Origin of the sequence: Pseudoalteromonas sp. SiA1, assembly GCF_018732205.1 — a bacterium.
GTDB lineage: Bacteria > Pseudomonadota > Gammaproteobacteria > Enterobacterales > Alteromonadaceae > Pseudoalteromonas > Pseudoalteromonas tetraodonis.
The window spans coordinates 1844954-1865713 of sequence record NZ_CP076084.1; the positions used below are offsets into that span (position 1 = coordinate 1844954).

19 protein-coding genes are annotated in these 20760 nt (G+C 39.2%); 6 read left to right on the forward strand and 13 right to left on the reverse strand.

What is annotated here, in order from left to right:
- Window positions 1–79: 79 nt before the first annotated feature.
- Complete coding sequence (gene metG, locus KK487_RS08495) at window positions 80–2104, forward strand: methionine--tRNA ligase (RefSeq protein WP_013465054.1); 2025 nt, start codon at window positions 80–82, stop codon at window positions 2102–2104.
- A 113-nt stretch (window positions 2105–2217) separates the two neighbouring features.
- Here metG and KK487_RS08500 read toward each other — a convergent pair whose 3' ends face one another.
- Window positions 2218–2859 (reverse strand): hypothetical protein, encoded by a 642-nt coding sequence (locus KK487_RS08500; RefSeq protein WP_235190258.1) that lies wholly within the window; start codon window positions 2857–2859, stop codon window positions 2218–2220.
- A gap of 224 nt (window positions 2860–3083) precedes the next feature.
- The gene (locus KK487_RS08505; RefSeq protein ID WP_215521700.1) at window positions 3084–3257 is read right to left on the reverse strand and encodes a hypothetical protein; all 174 of its coding nucleotides are present in this window, start codon (window positions 3255–3257) and stop codon (window positions 3084–3086) included.
- Between the two features lie 135 nt (window positions 3258–3392).
- Here KK487_RS08505 and KK487_RS08510 point away from each other — a divergent pair, with 135 nt between their 5' ends.
- Window positions 3393–3935: a Tll0287-like domain-containing protein gene (locus KK487_RS08510; protein WP_215521701.1), complete on the forward strand. Its 543-nt coding sequence runs from the start codon at window positions 3393–3395 to the stop codon at window positions 3933–3935.
- Window positions 3936–3949: 14 nt separating this feature from the next.
- Here KK487_RS08510 and KK487_RS08515 read toward each other — a convergent pair whose 3' ends face one another.
- The 3 genes from KK487_RS08515 to KK487_RS08525 form a co-directional block, all read right to left on the reverse strand.
- On the reverse strand, window positions 3950–4471 hold the full coding sequence (locus KK487_RS08515) for a DUF2937 family protein (RefSeq protein WP_215521702.1): 522 nt from the start codon (window positions 4469–4471) through the stop codon (window positions 3950–3952).
- Between the two features lie 91 nt (window positions 4472–4562).
- The gene (locus KK487_RS08520) at window positions 4563–5039 is read right to left on the reverse strand and encodes a nucleoside deaminase (protein ID WP_076922253.1); all 477 of its coding nucleotides are present in this window, start codon (window positions 5037–5039) and stop codon (window positions 4563–4565) included.
- 58 nt (window positions 5040–5097) lie between these two features.
- Window positions 5098–5628, reverse strand: coding sequence for a GlcG/HbpS family heme-binding protein (locus KK487_RS08525; protein ID WP_215521703.1), 531 nt, complete (start codon window positions 5626–5628; stop codon window positions 5098–5100).
- Window positions 5629–5868: 240 nt separating this feature from the next.
- Here KK487_RS08525 and KK487_RS08530 point away from each other — a divergent pair, with 240 nt between their 5' ends.
- Both KK487_RS08530 and KK487_RS08535 read left to right on the forward strand, forming a co-directional pair.
- Complete coding sequence (locus KK487_RS08530) at window positions 5869–6369, forward strand: fasciclin domain-containing protein (RefSeq protein WP_215521704.1); 501 nt, start codon at window positions 5869–5871, stop codon at window positions 6367–6369.
- 155 nt (window positions 6370–6524) lie between these two features.
- Window positions 6525–7238, forward strand: coding sequence for a flagellar brake domain-containing protein (locus KK487_RS08535; protein WP_215521705.1), 714 nt, complete (start codon window positions 6525–6527; stop codon window positions 7236–7238).
- A 74-nt stretch (window positions 7239–7312) separates the two neighbouring features.
- Here the strand turns inward: KK487_RS08535 and lepB are convergent, their stop codons facing one another.
- The 4 genes from lepB to aceK form a co-directional block, all read right to left on the reverse strand.
- Entirely contained in the window at window positions 7313–7897 is a 585-nt protein-coding gene (lepB, locus tag KK487_RS08540) for a signal peptidase I (protein ID WP_252190537.1), read from the reverse strand.
- A 425-nt stretch (window positions 7898–8322) separates the two neighbouring features.
- Window positions 8323–8577: a DUF2999 family protein gene (locus KK487_RS08545; RefSeq protein WP_008113615.1), complete on the reverse strand. Its 255-nt coding sequence runs from the start codon at window positions 8575–8577 to the stop codon at window positions 8323–8325.
- An 86-nt stretch (window positions 8578–8663) separates the two neighbouring features.
- Window positions 8664–9626 carry a zinc-binding dehydrogenase gene (locus KK487_RS08550; protein ID WP_036954567.1) on the reverse strand — a complete coding sequence of 321 codons (963 nt, stop codon included), beginning with the start codon at window positions 9624–9626 and terminating at the stop codon, window positions 8664–8666.
- A 397-nt stretch (window positions 9627–10023) separates the two neighbouring features.
- Entirely contained in the window at window positions 10024–11805 is a 1782-nt protein-coding gene (gene aceK, locus KK487_RS08555) for a bifunctional isocitrate dehydrogenase kinase/phosphatase (RefSeq protein ID WP_215521706.1), read from the reverse strand.
- Between the two features lie 117 nt (window positions 11806–11922).
- Here aceK and KK487_RS08560 point away from each other — a divergent pair, with 117 nt between their 5' ends.
- Both KK487_RS08560 and KK487_RS08565 read left to right on the forward strand, forming a co-directional pair.
- Complete coding sequence (locus KK487_RS08560; RefSeq protein WP_215521707.1) at window positions 11923–12870, forward strand: LysR family transcriptional regulator; 948 nt, start codon at window positions 11923–11925, stop codon at window positions 12868–12870.
- Between the two features lie 109 nt (window positions 12871–12979).
- Window positions 12980–13426 (forward strand): hypothetical protein, encoded by a 447-nt coding sequence (locus tag KK487_RS08565; RefSeq protein WP_013465068.1) that lies wholly within the window; start codon window positions 12980–12982, stop codon window positions 13424–13426.
- A gap of 11 nt (window positions 13427–13437) precedes the next feature.
- Here KK487_RS08565 and icd read toward each other — a convergent pair whose 3' ends face one another.
- The 4 genes from icd to KK487_RS08585 form a co-directional block, all read right to left on the reverse strand.
- Complete coding sequence (gene icd, locus KK487_RS08570; protein ID WP_064662516.1) at window positions 13438–14688, reverse strand: NADP-dependent isocitrate dehydrogenase; 1251 nt, start codon at window positions 14686–14688, stop codon at window positions 13438–13440.
- 263 nt (window positions 14689–14951) lie between these two features.
- Window positions 14952–15692 (reverse strand): glycosyltransferase family 2 protein, encoded by a 741-nt coding sequence (locus tag KK487_RS08575; protein WP_058154721.1) that lies wholly within the window; start codon window positions 15690–15692, stop codon window positions 14952–14954.
- A gap of 97 nt (window positions 15693–15789) precedes the next feature.
- Entirely contained in the window at window positions 15790–18474 is a 2685-nt protein-coding gene (locus tag KK487_RS08580) for a 7TM diverse intracellular signaling domain-containing protein (protein WP_215521708.1), read from the reverse strand.
- Between the two features lie 15 nt (window positions 18475–18489).
- Window positions 18490–20760 carry a TonB-dependent receptor gene (locus KK487_RS08585; protein ID WP_215521709.1) on the reverse strand — a complete coding sequence of 757 codons (2271 nt, stop codon included), beginning with the start codon at window positions 20758–20760 and terminating at the stop codon, window positions 18490–18492.

Genomic DNA, 20760 nt, shown 5'->3' on the forward strand with positions numbered 1-20760 from the left:
GCTCTGTTATCACTTTGCTTATCGATAATGTAATAATTTTCATCTGTTCCTGACTAGGAACGCTTAATTCGGAATGATTATGGCACAGCGAAAGATCCTGATTACTAGCGCATTACCTTATGCCAATGGCCCTACCCATTTAGGGCATTTATTAGAGTATATTCAAACTGATATTTGGTCGCGTTTTCAAAAACTACAAGGCCACGAAGCATACTATGTATGCGCCGATGATGCTCATGGCACACCTATTATGCTTAATGCGCAAAAGCAAGGGATCACGCCTGAGGAAATGGTAAAAAACGTTAGTATCGAGCGCCAACGCGACTTTGCTGATTTTAATATCAAATTTGATAATTACCACAGTACCCATAGCCAAGAGAATAAAGAATTTAGTGAGCTTATTTATAACCGCCTTAACGATGCCGGTCATATCAAAAAGCACACTATTTCACAGTTATTCGATCCAGAAAAAGGCATTTTTCTGCCAGATCGCTTTGTTACTGGCACGTGTCCTACATGTAAATCAGAAGATCAGAACGGGGATAGCTGTGATGCCTGTGGCGCAACCTACAGCCCAACCGAGCTAATCAACCCACGCTCTGTTATGTCGGGTGCTGAGCCTATCTTAAAAGATTCTGAGCATTACTTTTTTGATTTACCCGCCTTTGAAGACATGCTTAAAGAGTGGCTACATTCAGGCACAATTCAACAAGAAATGGCCAACAAGTTAGATGAGTGGTTTGCCGATGGTCTCCAGCAATGGGACATCAGCCGTGATGCACCTTATTTTGGTTTTGAAATTCCAAACGCACCGGGTAAATACTTTTACGTATGGCTAGATGCGCCTATTGGTTATATGGCGAGCTTTAAAAACTTATGTGATAAACAGGGCATCGACTTTGATGCATTTTGGCAAGAAGGTTCAGACGCTGAGCTTTATCACTTTATTGGTAAAGACATCATCTATTTCCACAGCCTATTTTGGCCTGCTATGTTAGAAGGCGCTCAATTTAGAAAGCCAACTAATGTATTCGCCCATGGTTTTGTTACGGTCAATGGCGCAAAAATGTCTAAATCAAAAGGCACGTTTATTAAAGCGCGTACTTATTTAGATAACCTAGACCCAGAATTTTTACGTTACTACTACGCAGCTAAACTTAATAGTGGCATTACCGATTTAGATTTAAACCTTGAAGATTTTGCACAACGTGTAAACTCAGACTTAGTGGGTAAAGTAGTGAATATTGCCAGTCGTTGTGCTGGTTTTATTACTAAAAAGTTCGACGGTAAGCTGAGCAATACAGTTATGCAACCTCAATTGCTTGCAGAATTCCAGAACGCATCAGCGACAATCACCGAATATTACGAGAATCGTGAATACAGCCGTGCAATTCGTGAAATCATGGCACTTGCTGATAAAGCAAACCAGTTTATTGATAATGCCGCGCCTTGGGTGCTTATTAAAGATGAGTCAAAGCAAGAAGAAGCGCATCAGGTTTGTTCACTAGGACTTAACCTATTTCGCGTGTTGATCACTTACTTAAAACCAGTGCTACCTGGCATGGCAAGTAATGTTGAAGCCTTTTTAAATGATGAATTATCTTGGCAGGGTGCGCAAACAGCGTTAGTAAACCACCCTATCAATAAATTTAAGCCGTTAATGCAACGTGTAGAAATGGATAAAGTGAATAAAATGGTTGAAGAATCAAAAGAAAGCTTAGTTGCTGAAAAAGATAAAATCGATCCTAATAGCCCACTTGCAAAAGAGCCTATTAGCGAAGAGATTGAGTTTGATGACTTTGCAAAGGTAGACCTGCGTGTTGCTAAAATTGCCAAAGCAGAGCACGTAGAAGGCGCTGACAAGCTGCTTAAATTAACCCTTGATTTAGGCGGTGAAACTCGCCAAGTGTTTGCTGGAATTAAATCGGCTTACGCACCAGAAGACATTGAAGGTAAATTAACGGTAATGGTTGCTAACCTTAAACCACGTAAAATGCGTTTTGGAATGTCTGAAGGCATGGTACTTGCGGCAGGCCCTGGTGGTAAAGAAATTTACATTCTTAACCCAGACGACGGCTCTGAGCCGGGTATGCGCGTAATGTAATTATTATCGCTTAAAGCCGCTAATATTTAGCGGCTTTTTTTTCACCTGTTATTTAGCTATTCTAATGAGAATTTTTAACGCCGCTATTCTCTGGTTTGCTCCCTGAAAAATAATTAAGCATTATTGCGATTTGGTATTACTGCAACAACTTTTGCTAAGTGAATCACCAAGCTTTGCGAGCTAATATACACAAACCAGTTTATATAGCGCACTTGAGGGTAAAAGCCTTGCCCCTGATTACCATAAATCCAAAAAGCACCAATAATGGCATCAGCCAATGCAGCAAGGAAAAGCCCTAAGCTCACCCACACTATTGATTTGGGTGCGTTAATCCCACCATAGGCAACAACTAATACCAGACCCATAAGCCCAACAGCCGTTATCACTAAGCTATAAACCCCAGTCATAGCTAAAATAGTATCTCCTGCCCCCTCAAGATACATAGAAGAGAGCGACGCACTACTTAGCACCAACACAACAACAAAAAAAAGTGCACTTTTTATAAGCGAGACCCGGCGTTTTATATTAAAAACTAACACACAGGCTATAAATAAAAGGCTGTAACCAGGTGCAAAAAATAAGATTGAATCCACTAAATAATCATGTTTTATCAAGGTACTATAGCGATAATAGTGTTGGGGTAAATTAAAATTAATCACATCACCCGCGATACACAACATAAAAGCGCCACTGCCTAAAAGAGCAATAAAGCGTAATTGTTGGTCTTTAAAACGTTTAAATACCCAAGCTGACATCGTTACACTATTAAACACAAGTAAGCAGAGCGAACTCAGTGACAACAGCATTAAAACACGTTTATTTTCAGGCGCAAGTAGCCCTATTAACATCACAGCTAAAGCGCACAGCCAAGCTATAAAAGTAATAATTTGATGCGGATGTTTTATAGATAACGGATTAATTGCACTATCCAACCTTTAAAATTAATAACGTTAACTTAGCAAGTTTTTACCGCCCAAGGCTATTTTTTGTTTTGCATGTGTTGTATTTCTTTTCGTGTTTTAAGCCGACATTGCGCTAATTGTTTGAGTCGAATTGCTTTAATAGCGGCTAATGGAGCTTGTGCATTAAGTCCACCAGCATCATGGTTATTTTGTTGGTTTATTATTTTATTCTCATCGTGCTTATTGTGCATATCTTTTCTCTTGAAACTGTTTATCGATTTTAGGCGCGGTGCCTTAAGTAAAAAAGTGCTTAAACGCTAAACGATTTACTTGAAAAACACCTGACACCCTGTATATTAGAAACTTCTAATATTTAGAGGTGTATTATGCGCATTATTTTGCTTTTTTCCAGTTTATTTATTTCATCCGCTGCTTTTGCTAGCAATACCGACGAGGCACGACAAACCATTAAGGCATTTTCAAGTGATTTAAAACAGGTACTGGTTAGTACTATGAAACAAAGCGGCTCACTAGCGGCAATAAGTGTATGTAATACAGCTGCACCCGCTATCGCTTCACAACATAGCAATAGTCCTTGGCAAATTAGCCGCAGTGCTTTGAAAACTCGTAACTCAGATAATCAACCCGATGCATGGCTCAAAAATGTCTTATTAAACTTTGAACAACGTAAGCTCAATGGCGAGCCGGTAGCAAGCATAGAATATCAAGAGCAAAGACCGGATGGCTGGTATTTTGTAAAAGCGATTCCTACTCAAAAAGCGTGTTTAGCGTGTCATGGCAGTCAGATTGACCCCACAGTTTCTAAAAAAATAGCGACTTTATACCCTAATGATCAGGCAACTGATTTTAAACTGGGTGACATTCGTGGCGCATTTGTTGTTAAAAGGGCCAGTGAAAATCACCAATGATAACTCATTGACGATCAGCTATTAAATTTTACTGCATCGGATGCAATACGCTTTTTACGCCTAACATATAAAGTATGTGGCAGCATAAGTAATTGATTTAATAAAATAGCTAATACCAATGCAAACAACACTGCACTCGCGGTTAAAGGGATACCTAACTTAAAGTTATCAAGTGTATTTTGTAATCTGTCAACGCGCTCAGGGGAGAACATATACAGCATTTTTTGCACTAAATTACCTTGTTCAAAAATAGCCATCCCTTTTTTTAAATCGGCAAATTGCAGTAATGTTTGCTGCTTTTGATTTGCATCGGCTCTAACGCTAGGTTCAGCGTTAGCTAAGTGGCGGTTTATCATCGCTTGCGTGCTAGAAAAGTTATATTGCTTGGCCGTTTTTGCATAGCCGTCGACTTGCCATTTTGTTGCATGGTATAAGCCCGCTAAATGTTGTTGGTAATGATCACTCAGCTGCGGTAGTTGCAATGAAACAATAAAAGCGCAAGCAAATATTACCTTATCGAACAGGTTAACGATCATAATAATCCCTTGTGCTGCGTTTAATAAAAGTGACTACCGTTAACTATAACAGGTAGTCGCTTTAGTCTAAATACCATGCGCTGCTGCGCTGTTAATCTGCTTGGTGAAATTGACGATGTAGGGCGTGAACCTGCTCAACAAGTGCTGGTACGGGCCCATAAACAGCGACATTAGGAGCAACCGCTTCAATAGGTAACGGGTTAACCGGCGACTTAGTCATTTTGAGCTCGCTAAGCCAGCTAGTTAATTGCGCAGATGAACTGACATACATAATTCGACCTAAACCTACCCATGCGTGTGCTGCGGCGCACATAGGGCAATGTTCCCCTGAGGTATACACAGTAGCCCCAGCGCGTTGCTCAGGGGTCATATTGTTGGCTGCCCAACGAGCAATTTCAAACTCAGGATGACGTGTATGATCGCCACTCGCAACACGGTTACGATCTTCCATACATACATTTCCTTCAGCATCAACAAGCACAGAGCCAAATGGTTCATCTCCTGCTTCTAACGCCTCTTTAGCTAGTGCTACGGTGCGTTTTAAGTGCGCTAAATCAGTCTCGTTCATAATCTGTAAACTCCTTTACTATCACTTTTGGGGATATTTAGTAACGTGATCTGTTTTTCTACTGCGCTAACCATAACGCTTTGATCCCTGCTTTTGCAACACGTACATCCTCACTGCCATGAGCACCGCCAACTCCCACAGCCCCCACCACAGTATCGTTTATATAGATAGGCACCCCGCCATCCAATATTAAAATGTTTTCATCTAAATAACGAAGGTCTGCTGGAATTGTTCCCTCTTTAATTCCTTTGGCTATTACCGCCGTTTCTCGCTTTTGCGAATTAGCGGTATAGGCTTTTTTATAACTGGCACGAATAGTATGAACACCGGCACGATGAGCGCGAAGTACTGCCAGCGTTTGCCCAGATGCATCCACAACGGTTATTGATACAGCTAAATTGTCCTTGAGCGCCGCTGCAGACGCTGCATTGACTATACGCTGTGCCATTTCACCCGTTAATTGTGCCACCATAGCCACATTTTCAAGCTGTTGATTATAAGTATTTATCTGCATTTCAGTTTGTCCAGCAACAGACGCTAATGAAGAAAGTGATGCAATGAGCGCTGTAAAAATAGCCCGTTTTTTCATGGTTTATTTCCTATTGTTAATTAATGACGTTATATCGCTGAACTGGATATAAAAAATTGAAAATAAACAGACCGTGTTTACTCATAAAAGCTTTCACTAGGAGGGTTAATAGCAGGCTTTGCTTTTTATTAAATACCTTTATTGGGATAAGGCAATGACCCACCCTTTTTTAAAATGATCGTAAGCTAGCAACCCGGCGTAACATTTAACCGACATCTAATCAATTTAAAGGAAAGTAACATGTTTAAGAAAATAGCGTCTGTTCTGACTTTTGTATTAGCAAGTTTAACCCTATCTACAGCAGCTCATGCCGATCACCATGGTATGAAAAAAGATATCGTTGATGTAGCTGCTGCCAATGGTTCTTTTTCAACACTCGTTGCAGCTGTCAAAGCGGCAGGCCTCGTTGATACGTTAAAAGGAGATGGCCCTTTTACTGTATTTGCGCCAACTGATGAAGCATTTGCTAAGCTACCAGCAGGTACCGTTGAAAACCTTCTTAAGAGCGAAAATAAAGACAAGTTAACTGCAATTCTTACCTACCATGTGGTATCAGGTAAAGTAATGGCTGCAGACGTTGTAAAATTAGACAATGCAACGACCGTGCAAGGCCAGTCTGTGAATGTAACCACCAATGATGGCTCTGTTATGATCAACAATGCAAACGTAGTAATGGCAGATGTAAAAGCCAGCAACGGCGTGATTCATGTCATTGATACTGTTTTGTTGCCAAAAGAGTAACAATCTAATCTCCACAGCGGAGTAAAATACTAACTCCGCTCACTATTGCAAGCACAAAGTATTATTTTATTTTACTAAATGCCCTCTTTTATACTAGTGATTTTTACACTATATTAAAAGATAATTAAGCGTCTGTTAATATTGAGAAAGTGTTTGTGGAAACAAATAAAAATAATACTACTGTTGAAGATAAACCAACTGAAGATCAAAAGAAGTTTTTCCTCGATTTACTCCCTGGAAAGCTAATTGATATACAATTTAACAATCCCATTCAGGTTCGCTTTAAACTCACTTTAATCGGCTACGACACCGGTAAATATTTAATATTAAAATACCCTGCTCAAGCAGGTAGAAATGATTACAGCGACATTTTAGTTGAAGGTAATGGGGCTATTGTACGTTATATCATTGAAGACGAACGGGGCGAATGTGTTGCTTTTTCAACCAGCATATTAGCGATTTCATTTCGCCCTGAACGATTAATTTATTTAGCTTACCCTAAAAAAATTGAAAGCCGACAATTACGTGAAACTAGCAGGTTGCCTACACACATTCCGGCTAAAATTAGTTTACATAAAGGCGATATTGATGCTGATAATAAAAGCTTATTGCACGGTTTAATTATTGATATTTCTCCGAGTGGTTGTCGCTTTGCTATTCACGTAAGCTCTGGATTTGTTGCACTAAAAAAACGTCAAGTTTTTGTGCATATACTTTCTCCATTAGACAACGAGCCTGTTATTATTACGTCTTACATTAGGAATAACCAAATGAAAGGCAACCGCCTTAGCGTTGGTATAGAGTTTGATGCTTCAGAGCAAGTTAAGCTTAACAAGCTGTTAGAAGCTTACTCGATTGATATTGATTAATGCCTTAAATAATCCTACCTGCAGAAACAGCAATGGCTAACCAATCTTGCTTAGCCATTGTAATAGTTAGTTTTTTATTCTAAACGCTTCAAAAACCGGTCACTTCTTGGCAAGTAGTAATCATCATAATCAAGCGAGACAATCACTCGCTCTGCCCGACCCAGCAACTCATCACGTGGAATTAATCCAATAACCCGTGAGTCCGCACTGTTATCGCGGTTATCACCCATAACAAGATAATGATCTGCTGCTATTGGTGTTGCCGGAAACTCTACTAAGCTTGCTACCGATTTGGTAAGCCGTATGGTATGAGCATGCTCCTTTAAGTGCTCAGTTTTATCTAGCCACCGAATACTCTCGTTTAAAGTGCTATAACTTACTTTCTCGCCATTAATGGTCAATTCATTATTTTGCAACGAAACTATATCACCTGGTGTGCCAATAACGCGTTTTATTAAACGGTTCTCCGCCACTTTAGAATCAAATACAATAATATCGCCGGTTTGTGGTTCTGCCAATCTTATCAGGGATACATGCGTAAATGGTATACGTAAATCATACGCCATTTTATCGGTAAGGATTCGGTCGCCTTCTTCAATAGTCGGTTTCATTGAACCTGTTGGTACTTCGTACCAATCGGCGACGGCACTACGAAACACACTCTTTAAAATAATAAAAACAATAGGGCCTGTTGACCTTTGCGGATTGGAATTTGTTCAAACAAGGGGCGATTTAATCGCGGCGCGAGGTTTGTAACCTAGTGGGCTAAGTAAAAACCGAGTAACAAAGAGTTAATCGCCCCTTGGAAGAACCCTTTGGGCAATACCTGTTTGGCATTGATGCTACGTTATCGCCTATTTATGGGGAATAACCACACCACATAGGCTCTGCCTTGCTTAAATACCAAACAGACTACTGCAAATTCAACCTTGAAAGGTTAACAGGCCCTTAAGAACGGTTATTTTTCCAAAATTTATAAAGTCGCTTCATGTTTTGTCCCTGCTATAGGTTAAGTATTTATTTGACTGTATAAATGCAGAGCCGTTCAAATGAGTGTGTTACAAAACATGTCTCTAAAGATAGTTTACTGCTGGTTTAACTTGTCTTTCGCTTCTTGTACTTTTGCAAAATCTAAACCTAACTCATCCGTTGCTTCTTTAATTAAATGAGGTTGGGTCATTACTACCGCCATCAATTGCTGAAGTTTTTCAGGTGGTATGCCCAGCTCTTGTACTAATGCCATAGCCATCATTGGGTTTTGGGTAAATGCTTCAAATAATGCCGCTACTTTTTCATCGCTGACATTGTGCTCTTTTAATATTGCAATAATTGGATTCATTATTAACCTTAAAATCGAAATAGTTTTTTAAAGTATATGGCCTCATACAGGGATTAACAATATTAATCCCTGTGGCATTACTTTTTTCACTCTACCAACAATACAACTTTACCTGAGTTTTCATTACCCTCTAAGATGGCATGTGCCTCACTAGCTTGTTGCCATGGCATGGTTTTATAAATATTAAAGTCATACTTTTGATTGGCAATATCATCATAAAAGCGCGCTACAAATGCATCTCTTAACGCGCGCTTAAACGCGATACTCCGATTACGTAATGTGGAGGCATGATACGAAATACGCTTTTGTAATAAGCGTGCAAAATCGACTTCGGCAAAGCGACTATCTAAAAATGCGAGCATCACAATCTGACAATCCATTGCGGCCACTTTGGCATTTTTATTCAAATAGCGGCCAGAAACCGGATCGACTATGGCGTTTGCACTTAAGTTATGTGCCTTCATATATTCAACAAAATCAGTGGTTTTATAATTAATCACATGGTCAGCACCCAAGCTTTTAGCGTGTTCACATTTTTCATCAGATCCTGCTGTTATTACCACCTGTGCACCGGCACTTTTTGCCATTTGAATAGCCGCTCCGCCCACGCCACTGGCACCGGCATGAATAAGCGCCGTTTGCCCTGATTGTAGTTTTCCTAACTCAAAGAGTGCGCCAAAGGCAGTTAAATACACTTCACTAATAGCAGCACCTTGTGCCATAGAAATATTATCTGGCAATTCCATTAATTGCTGCGCATCTACCGCGACATATTCACTGTAAGCACCTCCAGCACATAGAGTAAAAATACGCTTATCTTGCCATTTAGGGTCTACCTCACTGCCAAGCTCACACACGGTACCTGCACATTCGAGTCCTAGAATAGGGCTATCCCCTTCAGGAGCAGGATACTTACCTTGACGCTGCATACAATCGGCGCGGTTAACGCCAATAGCTGCTACTTTTACCAGTACTTCATTACTGCTAATCTTCGGCTTGTCGGTTTGTTCAAACGCTAACTGCTGATCTTGATGTGAAATGTACTGCATAAATCTCCTCGTATTTTATTCTATTTAATTTTTCGCCATACTTCGGCTTCAACTAACTCGTTATTTACTGTGTCATATGATTAAAGTGTGTAGCAGTTATTAATTTTATTGATGTAACCTCGGGGTTTTAGCACTGGCAAACACAAAGCCTGACAACAAAGCAAAGCCAACTAATATAAACTTAATAATACTCCTTTTGGTGTTAACAGCGCCTTAAGCACGAAAATTCAGTGCTGATTTAACCAGTGTATTGGCCTTTGTCGACTAACCTTTGTTCAATTTAGGCCGAACTCGTTGGGCAGTGCATGTTCTGCATTTATGCTGCGTTATCAGCAATTGCTGGGGAAGCATTGCCTAAAAACACGACTTCAAACTTAACCTTGAAAGATAAACAAAACTATAAATTATTAAAACGCCAGCTTTGTTTATAAGGATATACATCAGGAAGCTGACCTTGCTCAATACCTTGCTGGGTCATTTGCCAGTACTTTGCCGTAAATAAATCACTATGATAATGATTAAAATGGCTAAAGGCACTGCTACTGGCACTAAAAAACACCTTAAATTGACTAGGAAATATATCATTTTGGTCTATATCAAAATAAGAATGTGAGCTTATTTCCTCTAACGCGTTGTCAGTATTTGGCACTTCTCTAAAATTACAATCAGTAAGAGGGCAAATTTCATCGTAATCATAAAATACCACTCGCCCCCAACGTGTCACGCCAAAGTTTTTCATTAGCATGTCACCGGCAAAAATATTTGCACTGGCAAGCTCTTTAATCGCTTTACCATAATCAACCATCACCTGCTGCAGTGATTTACTGGTACATTGACCGATATATAAATTAAGCGGTGTCATTTTTCGCTCAACATAGACATGTTTGAGTATTAACGCTTTGCCCGAAATAATTAAGCTATCACCAATGTGTTTTTTCATTTGTGTAAGCAATTCATCACTAAAACGACTTAAATCAAAGGCTAGGTATCTAAATTCATGAGTATCAACTAATCGCCCTACTCTATCAGCCTGTTTTACAAAGTTATATTTATCTTTTACCTGCTGTTTTGTCGCCGTTTTTGGTGCACTAAATTTATCTTTTATTACTTTGTACACATAGTCTAGGCCATCAATTGTAAAAACAAGCATCACCATACCTGGTGTACCTGGCGCTAAATGATATTTATATTGCTCGGGGCTACTTTTAGTCGTGTCCACCTTATAGCGATAAAATTCTGTTTTCGCATGTTTAATAAAACCTATCGCATTAAACAATTCAAACCGTTGTTTGTGAGGCATTAACACACTTAAGTAATCTACATACCGTGCAGGTTGGTCGGTATCTACCATAAAGTACGTGCGCGCAAAGCCAAATAACAAGCTCAGCTGATCAGCGCCCATCATTACAGCATCAATTGTAAGCCCGTCAGGGGTATTTAAAATGGCTATTGCAAAGGGCATATTATCGCCATTTTTAGCAATACAACGTCCTATTACATAACACGCTTTATTTCGGTAAAAGTGTGAGTTGGCGTACTCAATATAGCCGTCATTTAAACTTATTAGCTCATACACTTGTCTGCATTGTTGCTGCGCCCCTTGGGTTAACGTTGCTTGTAGTTTAGCTAAGTCCTCGTTTAAATTTTTAAATGGCACTCTAAACACTTGTTCATTGACTAAAGTTTTAACTGCGCTATCAAAGCCTTCTTTTAAGGAAATACGACTCACAAGCCCTTCATAAGAACGTGGTTGCCCCCGGTACTTTGCTTTTAAGACAAATAAATGCACCGTACGAATTTTTTTATCATCCCAAATAGCGCCAAAAGTAGAATTAAAAAACGTATGTGCAATTGGCTGGTTTTCATGCTCTTTAACCATTTCGCCATAAATATTTTTTGCACGTTGCCATGTTTGTGGACAGTTTAGTTCATCATAGGCAATCACTTTAACGGCCTCACTCACCTGCTTTACTTGACGCTCATACACTTGCAAGCGCGCTCGCATTGCCGCTTGCACCTCATGATATTGGCGTTGTTCAAAGCGACTTTGTGCCCCTAAGGTAATATTTAAGAACTGTGCAAACATAGCTTCAAAGCCAGCAAATACAGCGCGTGCTAACTTAGTGGCTATGAGTTCTTGTATAGGATTGTGGGAAGACGTTAACGACGTGCTAGGCATAGTATAGGCGCTTCTATTTTTAGCAATTATGCTGATTATTTTTTATTAGAGGTTTACACCTTAGCAAGCACGCTTTAATTTAGATAATTAATACAGCAAATAAATAAAATTGATCATATGAATATAAGAAATGTCGATCTCAACCTACTCGTCTATTTAAATGTATTAATAGATGAAAAAAGTGTGTCTAAAGCGGCCAATAAACTAGCATTAACACAACCGGCTATGAGCAATGCGTTAAAACGCCTAAGAGATTTATTTGACGATCCTTTGCTGGTACGAGCTGCTGGCTCCATGACCCCAACAGCTAAAGCCCTTGCCCTTAAGCCCGAAATTGAAGCGCTGTTAAAAATGGCAGAAGAGATCACGCAGCCCAGTGAGCAGTTTAATCCGGCTACCGCCAACGTGACGTTTCGTATTATGGCAAACGATTATATAGAATCGACGCTAATTGCCCCCTTTATTTGCGAGCAGCTAGCTAAAAATCCGGGCATTGACTTCGATGTACTTAGCCCCAGCGACGTTAACCTACAGGATATGGAAAAAGGCACTATCGATTTGGCAATAAACCGTTTTAATGGTCTGCCGCGCTCTTTTCATCAAGCTACTGTATGGCGAGATAACTACTGTTGTTTAACCCATCCACATAATCCATTTTTAAACGATGCAAACTTAGACCAATACTTAAAAAGTGAACATATTTGGGTTAATCGAGCCGGCTGGGGCCCCGAACCCGCTGTAACCAATAAATCAGGTAAACAAAAATTAGGCTGGGTCGATGAGGCATTATGGCAATTAGAACAAACACGTAAAATACGCGTGTTTACTCGTCATTACATGATTGCCAGTTTACTGTGTCAATCTGAGCAACTCATTGCAACCCTTCCGCGCCGTCAAGCAAAGCTTTTAACAAGCCATACTAATTTAGTGATTAGCCCTGTGCCATTTCAAGTCGTGCCCATAGAAGTAAAAATGATATGGAGCCCGTTGTTACACCATACACCAGCGCACCAATGGCTTAGACGCGAGTTGTTGGCGTTTGCAAATACAGTGATTGATAGGTAAAGAATTAAAATATTGATCAAATCAATATCAGTTATTGAAAACAACAATTTCATTAATATTACACTTAGCGCTACAGTGAAGTTAAGCCAACAAACTAAGAGTAATAATTATGCAAACATCAGCAAGCTTCACACAACAAGACGGATTATTCATTGATGCAAATTTACATCAATTCATTGAACAACAATTGTGTCGTAAAACAACACTTCAAACGCAACACGTTTACCAAGCGTTAGCCACGCTAGTTGATGAGTTTGGGTGTGCATGTCGTAAAACCAAACACCAAGAAAACGACATTCTCGACGTGAATACTTTATTAAATGCATATCAACGTAAAAGTCATCCACATTGTCATGTAGATGCACAAACAACCGCAGCCGTTCTAGATGAATACTGTTGCCAAGTGCCTGCGATTATTGTGGTTGCTTTAATGGATACGCTTAGTGGCACACTCTGTGATGAGCCAAGCGCCCATAAACTTTACCACAGAGCTGCAGAGCTGACAGAGCGTCCATGCGTTCATCGCGAGCAAACAGCTAACGCCTCTGCAGCGTAAAATGCTGCCCTTTAAAAGTGCTCGATAACCTTGTTGGCAAATTGTTTGCAACTTAAGGTTGTCGAGTTATGATTTGATTGAGCTAAATCAAATGTAACCTGTCCACTGGCAAATGTGCTTTCAAGCGCGTTTTCAATTAAACAAGCAGCCTCACTCCATCCCATAAACTTAAGCATTAGCACCGCACTTAATAAGCTACTGCTCGGATTTGCCTTATCTTGCCCTGCTATGCGCTCAAATGTACCATGTGTGGGTTCAAAAAACGCAACTTCGGTATTTAAGTTTGCCGCCGGCATAATTCCTACTCCACCGACTTGTGCACTGAGCATATCGGCTAAAAAGTCTCCGTTTTGATTAGTGGTGGCCACCACATCAAATTGAGCAGGATCCATTAAACACTGCTGAAGCATATTATCGGCAATCACTTCTTTAATAACCAGCGGCGGTAAATCAGCACGTTGTATTTCAAGCCAGCGCCCGTTTTGATGCTCAACGGCAGCGTATTCACGTTTGGCCAGCGCAAATCCCCAGCGCTTGAATGCGCCATCGGTAAACTTAAGTACATTGCCTTTGTGAACTAAAGTGAGTGATTCACTATTATTTTTTAGGGCATAATTAATTGCATAGCGTATTAATCGCTCTGATCCCTCTTTAGAGATATTTTTAATACCTAAACCACACTCTTGGGTAAAACGAAGCCGAGTTACGCCCATTTCTTCACATAAAAAATCGAGCATTTTTTCACTTTCAACACTGCCCGCTTGCCACTCAATTCCTGAGTACACATCTTCACTGCTATCACGCAGCACGGTAATATGCGTGGTAAATGGGTTTTTTAATGGTGACGGTAATGCACTAAATCCTTTAATGGTTCGCATATTTACATACAAATCCATTTCATGACGAAGCGCGACATTTAGCGAGCGAAATCCGCCTCCAAGCGGTGTTGTTAAAGGGCCTTTAATCGCGATTTTACAATCTCGTACTGCATTAATCGTTTCTTGAGGGAACCAATCACCGTCATAAAGCTTGGCAGCTTGCTCACCATTGTAAACTTGCATCCAATGAATTTTGCGTCTTGCGCCATAACTATGCTCTATGGCGGCATCCACTACTTTTCGCATCACTGGCATGACATCGAGGCCGACGCCATCACCATCAATATAAGCAATAATAGGGTGTTCGGGTATATGCCACTGTCCTTGTTCATCAATAAGTATATGTTCACCATTTTCTGGCACAGTAATATGTTGATATTGCATTGTTAACACCTAGAAAAACATCCTCTTTTCATTAAAGCATGTTCGTTAATAGGTGTCTGTAATTGCATTTTTATAATTGATATCACCGCAGCGAATAACTGCACGGTATTCACTATTAGTAAAAATAAGGGAACGATTTATTAACCAAGGTGGCATCAGGCATTTTATTTAACACCCGACCAAATAGAACATTACTGAGTAGAGCATAACTGCAGATTAATTTTAACCACCGGATGATTATAAAATTAACCTGCTAAGTGAGATTATTTATAATAGGCAAATAAGTATTTATTAAAGCTATATTGACTTTGTATAACCGCAATAACAAATCCTGCCTTACCATCTAAAAAGCCACGTCTTAAAAAATAATGGCGGATAAAAGCAAAAAAAGCGGAACTACTTGCCTTCAAGAGTGATGGTTTTTTACCCTTATTTACCATTTGCTCTGCACCTATGTGCGCATAATGATTTCTTTTATTCATATAGCCAAAAATATCTTCATGCTGAAAATGTAATATATTTTCTTTCAACTCAATTGGTTTACAATCAAGCATTACAACAGACTCATGCACTAAGTTTTGGTTATAACCTGTTATTTTTTTATTGTAGATACGCGCAATACGATCAGGATACCAGCCGCTGTGTCGAATAAATTGGCCACAAAAATACGTTAAACGGTTAAGCTTTAAAATATTTTTCTCATTGCATTTTGCCAATGTCGTTATTATTTCTTCCTTTAAACGCTCACTGACAACTTCATCACAGTCAATTGCAAAAATCCAATCGTTAGTTGCTAATGCTTCTGCTCTACGTCGTTGCTCACCAAACCCTTGCCAGTCATCACGCACAAATACTTTATCTGTGTATTTATTTGCAATAGCACGTGTTTCATCAGTGCTGCCTGAATCAAGTACAATGATTTCATCTGCCCACTTTACTGACTCTAAACAACGCTCAATTTTATCCTTTTCATTTTTACATATAATACAAACAGATAGCTTCACAAAATTTCCTTTTTAATAACGCTGTATTTTAAAAATTATCTTCCTATTATAAACAGATCATAACAACACAGGAAACAAGGCTTTAAAAAGTATGGTTTTAAGCTTCTAAAATAACGTCAATTGTATTGAGTAAAGCCTCTACTTGATGTCTATCAAGCACGGCGTTAGCGGATTTTAATCGTTTTTCAAACTCAACAGCTTGTTGATACAGTGCTTGGCATTCAAACATCCCTGCTGTTCCCTTAATCATATGTACGCTGCGTGCAAAACCGGTTATATCACCCTGCTTAAATTGCGATTGTAATGTGTGTTTTTGTTTTTTTAATCCTTTAATGTATTCTTGCTTGAGCAGTGCAAACTCATCATCAGGCAGCTTAATATTTTCGCATATATCAATATCAAGATAACTTGCGATTTTACTACTAAAACACCGTCTATCGATGGGTTTGGCAATATGATCGGTAAAACCTTGTTTTAAATAACGATCTACTTCATGCTTCATCGTGTTCGCAGTAAGCGCCACAATCGGTGTTGTTACTCCTGTTGCTTGCATAATATTAATTGCTTGTTCACCATCCATAATTGGCATTTGAATATCTAATAAAATTAAATCAAATTGTTCATCAAGTGTCGCTTGTGCAGCATCTCGGCCATTTTCTACTGCCACCACAGTTAAACCCATTCGCTCTAAAATCCGCTTAATCAGCTGTCGGTTTTCTGGGTGATCTTCAGCCACGAGTACCCTACCAATCAAATTTCGCTGGTTACTATTTATAGGGAGCTCTTTGTTTTGTGACTTACAAATATCGTCAAATGCGTTAACCCATTTTGTATGAGCCGTTGTATGCAGTGCCATAGTAAAACAAAACTCACTGCCGCTTCCGAGCACAGAATAAACCGTAATATCGCCATCTAGTTTAGTGGCTAAGCTTTTTGATATGTTTAATCCAAGTCCAGTACCACCGTATTTACGAGAAATCGACGAGTCAGCTTGATGAAAGGGAGTAAATAGGTCTTTTTGCTCACTGTCGGTCATACCTATTCCCGTATCTTTCACTTTAATAATTAGTTGTTTTTTATTACAGCTAACCGTTAGCTTTATATAACCTTGGCTGGTAAATTTAAGCGCATTGCTTGCTAAATTTAATAATATTTGTCTCAATCGAGTTGGATCTGAGACTATCCAATCAGGTAGCGGAAATTGATAATCAACTTTAAATTTTAAGCCTTTATCACGAATTTTTTTTCCTAATAACGATTCGATTTCAGCAATAGTGGCAAACAAGTCCGTTTCAACTAGCTCTATCTCTAGACGGTTAGCCTCAATTTTTGACATATCCAAAATGTCATTAATTAAGCCAAGAACATGACGACTATTTTGCAAAATCACCCGAATGCCATGGTTTCTCTCATGAGGCTGTATATCACCTAAAATAATACCATCAGCATAACCAATGATTGATGTCATTGGGGTGCGAATTTCGTGGCTCATATTGGCTAAAAATCGACTTTTAGCTTCACTTGCATCACGAAGTTCTTCAGCTAATTGTTGTAACTCTTGAGTACGCAACTGTACTTTGTGTTCTAAATTTTTAGTCAACTCAACATTCTCATGGTGTAAAATGCTAAATTTATTTGCCACGGCAAAAGCAAGTAGCACTGCATCGAGTGCGGTACCAATGAGCCCAAGTAAATAGAGATCCATCTTTATGGGTTCAATTAGCCCTAAATTAGTTAAATTGCCGACCATATTAGGAATGGCCATCGCCAAATACGCTAAAACAAAATAGCGAGCGGGCTTAAAGCCACTTAACCAACTTCGTATACCAACAATCATACCCAGGCACAAAGTAGCCCCCGTTACTAAAGTAGCCCATATAAAGCCAAAACCTGGCCAAATGATTGCAAATGGAGTACCTGCGGTAGCAATAATGCCCAAGTAAATTGAAAACCGTGATAATTGAGGAGACGTTTCCTTTAATTTAAGTAAGCTGTTAAAAAATAAGATATTTGTGATGGGAATTAAGGTAAAACCTAGCCAATGAAAATGGGCGTTGTAAAAACCAAAAATTTGATCTGGTATATGAAAAAACTGACTCCAAGCTAATACCCAGCACGCGGTAAACAGAGCGTAATACAAATGGGTTTTATCTCTATCACCCAAGTAAATAAGAAAATTATATAAACCTAATGCAATACCAACCCCGAAGCACAGTAGCATAATCATGTTATCTGATGTTTTTTTCACAAAAAAATCATCATAAGGTGAAAGCACTAATTTAGGTGGGGTATAAAAGTATTCACTTTGAAATTTTGCAATTAATATGTAGGGCCGATTAGGCGTCAGCTCGATTCTATTACCATAATGAAATGCAAACTCATTAGGGTAAATGCCACCCGTTGTATAACGATTTATTGGCTCATCAAAATTCGACATATCATAAATACGCGTCTCAATTTTTGAAAGCAGCGTGTTATAGGGATATAACACAAGTTCATTTAAATCAGTTTTGTTTTCCAGCTTAATCACAAACCAAAAACTACCACCAAAAAACGATGTTCTCGATTGTGGTTGCTTTTTTTCAAGCCACGTTTCTATATCGCTATGATCTCGGGGAAAAGCGCCATCAGTGACTTGAAATACACTGCCTTGATTAAGCAAATCAGTATCTTGTTGTTTCAAAGTATAAGCAAAAGGCTCAAGTGCATTTGCCACTGCTAAATTGCTAAAGCATATAAATACACAATATATAAATAGCTTTAGAGCTGCCTTTATTGGCATACTTTGCACCTTAAATTAAAACTGATAACTAATATCTAAGCCAAAACGCCGGCCTTCACCCTTAAAATCTTCAAGCATGCCAAGAAAAGAACTTAAATCAAATTTTAAGTGACTGTATTGAGTACCAAACAGGTTTTTACCCCAAATGGCAACCCCCCAGTTATCGTGTTGATAGTGTATATTGGCGTTAAAAATACTATAGCTGTCTTGCATCGCATAGGGGTTTTGATTCTGATCAAAATAGTAATCGGATTGATAATCAACTAATAATTGAGTAGTTAGTGGGTGATTAGCCACCTCAAGAGTGTATTCAATACCCGCACTGAGATTCCATTTTGAGGTAAACGGCAAACGATTATCAGTTAACGCATTCCCTAGTGGATCAACATATTCTTCAAACTCTGCATGAGGTATATAACCCATAGCAAACTTAACATTCAAATTATCGGTCAGCCAATACTCAAGATCAGCTTCTAAGCCGTAAATAATGGAGTCAGCCACATTTTCTAATAATTGAATTGGCGGGCTCTGCTCAGATGTTGAAGGCTGATTCATAAAGACTTGTTGATCATTATAATCATAATAAAATGCAGCCCAGTTAAATCGAATACCCTGCTGTGGCCACCAGGACTTTGATCCGATTTCATGTGAGTTTAACCGCTCTTTTTGATAGTCAGCGAGTTGGGCCTGTTCAACCGATGATAAAAAGCCACCGTTATAGCCTCCACTTTTGGCGCCATTAGCAAAACGATAATAGGCGTAAGTTGAATCATCGACTTTAAAGTTCACTCCTAACTGCCCTGAAATGCCATTATCTGACTGCTCTCCCTGAACACGATAAAATGGAACCTTAACCCCCGTTAAATCGTTAGCATCTAAAATAACATTAAGCTGTGACACTGAGTCGTAGTCTAACGATTCATAAGAGTAACGAAGCCCTGCAGTGATCAGCCAATCTTGGTTTAATTGATAATCGAGTTGCGTAAACGCAGCCATACTCTTTGTGTTTATTTTATTATTATAAAAAAAAGTAGCGGTTAAATCTGTCGATAAAATTCCCCGATAGTCGCGTAAAATATCATTTACATTATCTTGAACAATAGACTCATCAGCATAATATATTCCCGTCGTTAAAAAATGCTCACCCAACTGAGATTGCAATCGCAATTCTTGCGTCACCAAATCAGTATTTAACCCTAAGTTGCCCTCACATAACTGTGCGGGAGAGCCATCACAATTAAAAGCATGGTCCCGTTTTAATTTGTTATAACTGCTTAAAAAAACAAGCTCATTGTGTGTGTCTAATTGCCAATTAGCATGGGCGCTAATGCCCTTACCATCTGTTTTATGAGGCGAATTATTATTTACGCTGACTGTATAAAAATCATCACTGGCATCATTAAAGCCAAAATTATCAAAACAGCTGGTTGAACCCGCTTGTGCTGGCGAGCATCGCTCTCCTGTTAGTGGATTAGCAACAATTCCAATACTGCCAACCGGCTGTACTATGCCATCCCAATCGGCAATATGCCCTTTTATCAATAGCTGTACCGTGTCAAAATCAGCTAAAAAGGAAACTCGGCCATTCGTTTGTCGCATGCCAGCTTTCGGTGAGTCGGCAAAAATATTGTTAGTGGAATAATCATAATCTTGATGATTAAGCGCTATACGAACGGCAGTGTTTTCACTAATTGCTGAATTAAACATAGCATCAACACTGGTCGCATTGTTATTAGCAATGCCAGTGCTTAAATAACCACTTTGTTCAAACTCAGGGCGTTTAGAGCGGATTAAAATAGCGCCCCCTGTAGAGTTGCGACCAAATAAAGTGCCTTGAGGACCACGCAAAATATCAATTTGTTCAATATCAAATAAATTAACAATTTGGTTACTTGCAGAGCCAACAGCAATGTCATCAACATACATCGCCACAGGGGATGTATTCGCCGTATTGTAATCAACTAGCCCTACACCACGAATGTTAACCGCTGGCGGTGTGCCTTCCGCTGCGTTTTGACTAATTTTTAGATTAGGAGCAAATACAGACAACTCTGTCGAATCTTTAACGTGTTGTACTTGAAGATCATTACCTTTAATGGTGCTTATAGAAATGCCAACTTCTTCAATTTTTTGCGCTCTTTTTTGCGCATAAACTTCTATGATTTCCATATTACGCGCATTCGCACTTTCATCATCTACAAGTACTTTCGCCTGCAGTGGCAGTAAAAAGCCTGGTAAGCATATCAACCCTATTTTCTTATTGAGAAGCTTGCCTTTATTTTTCAT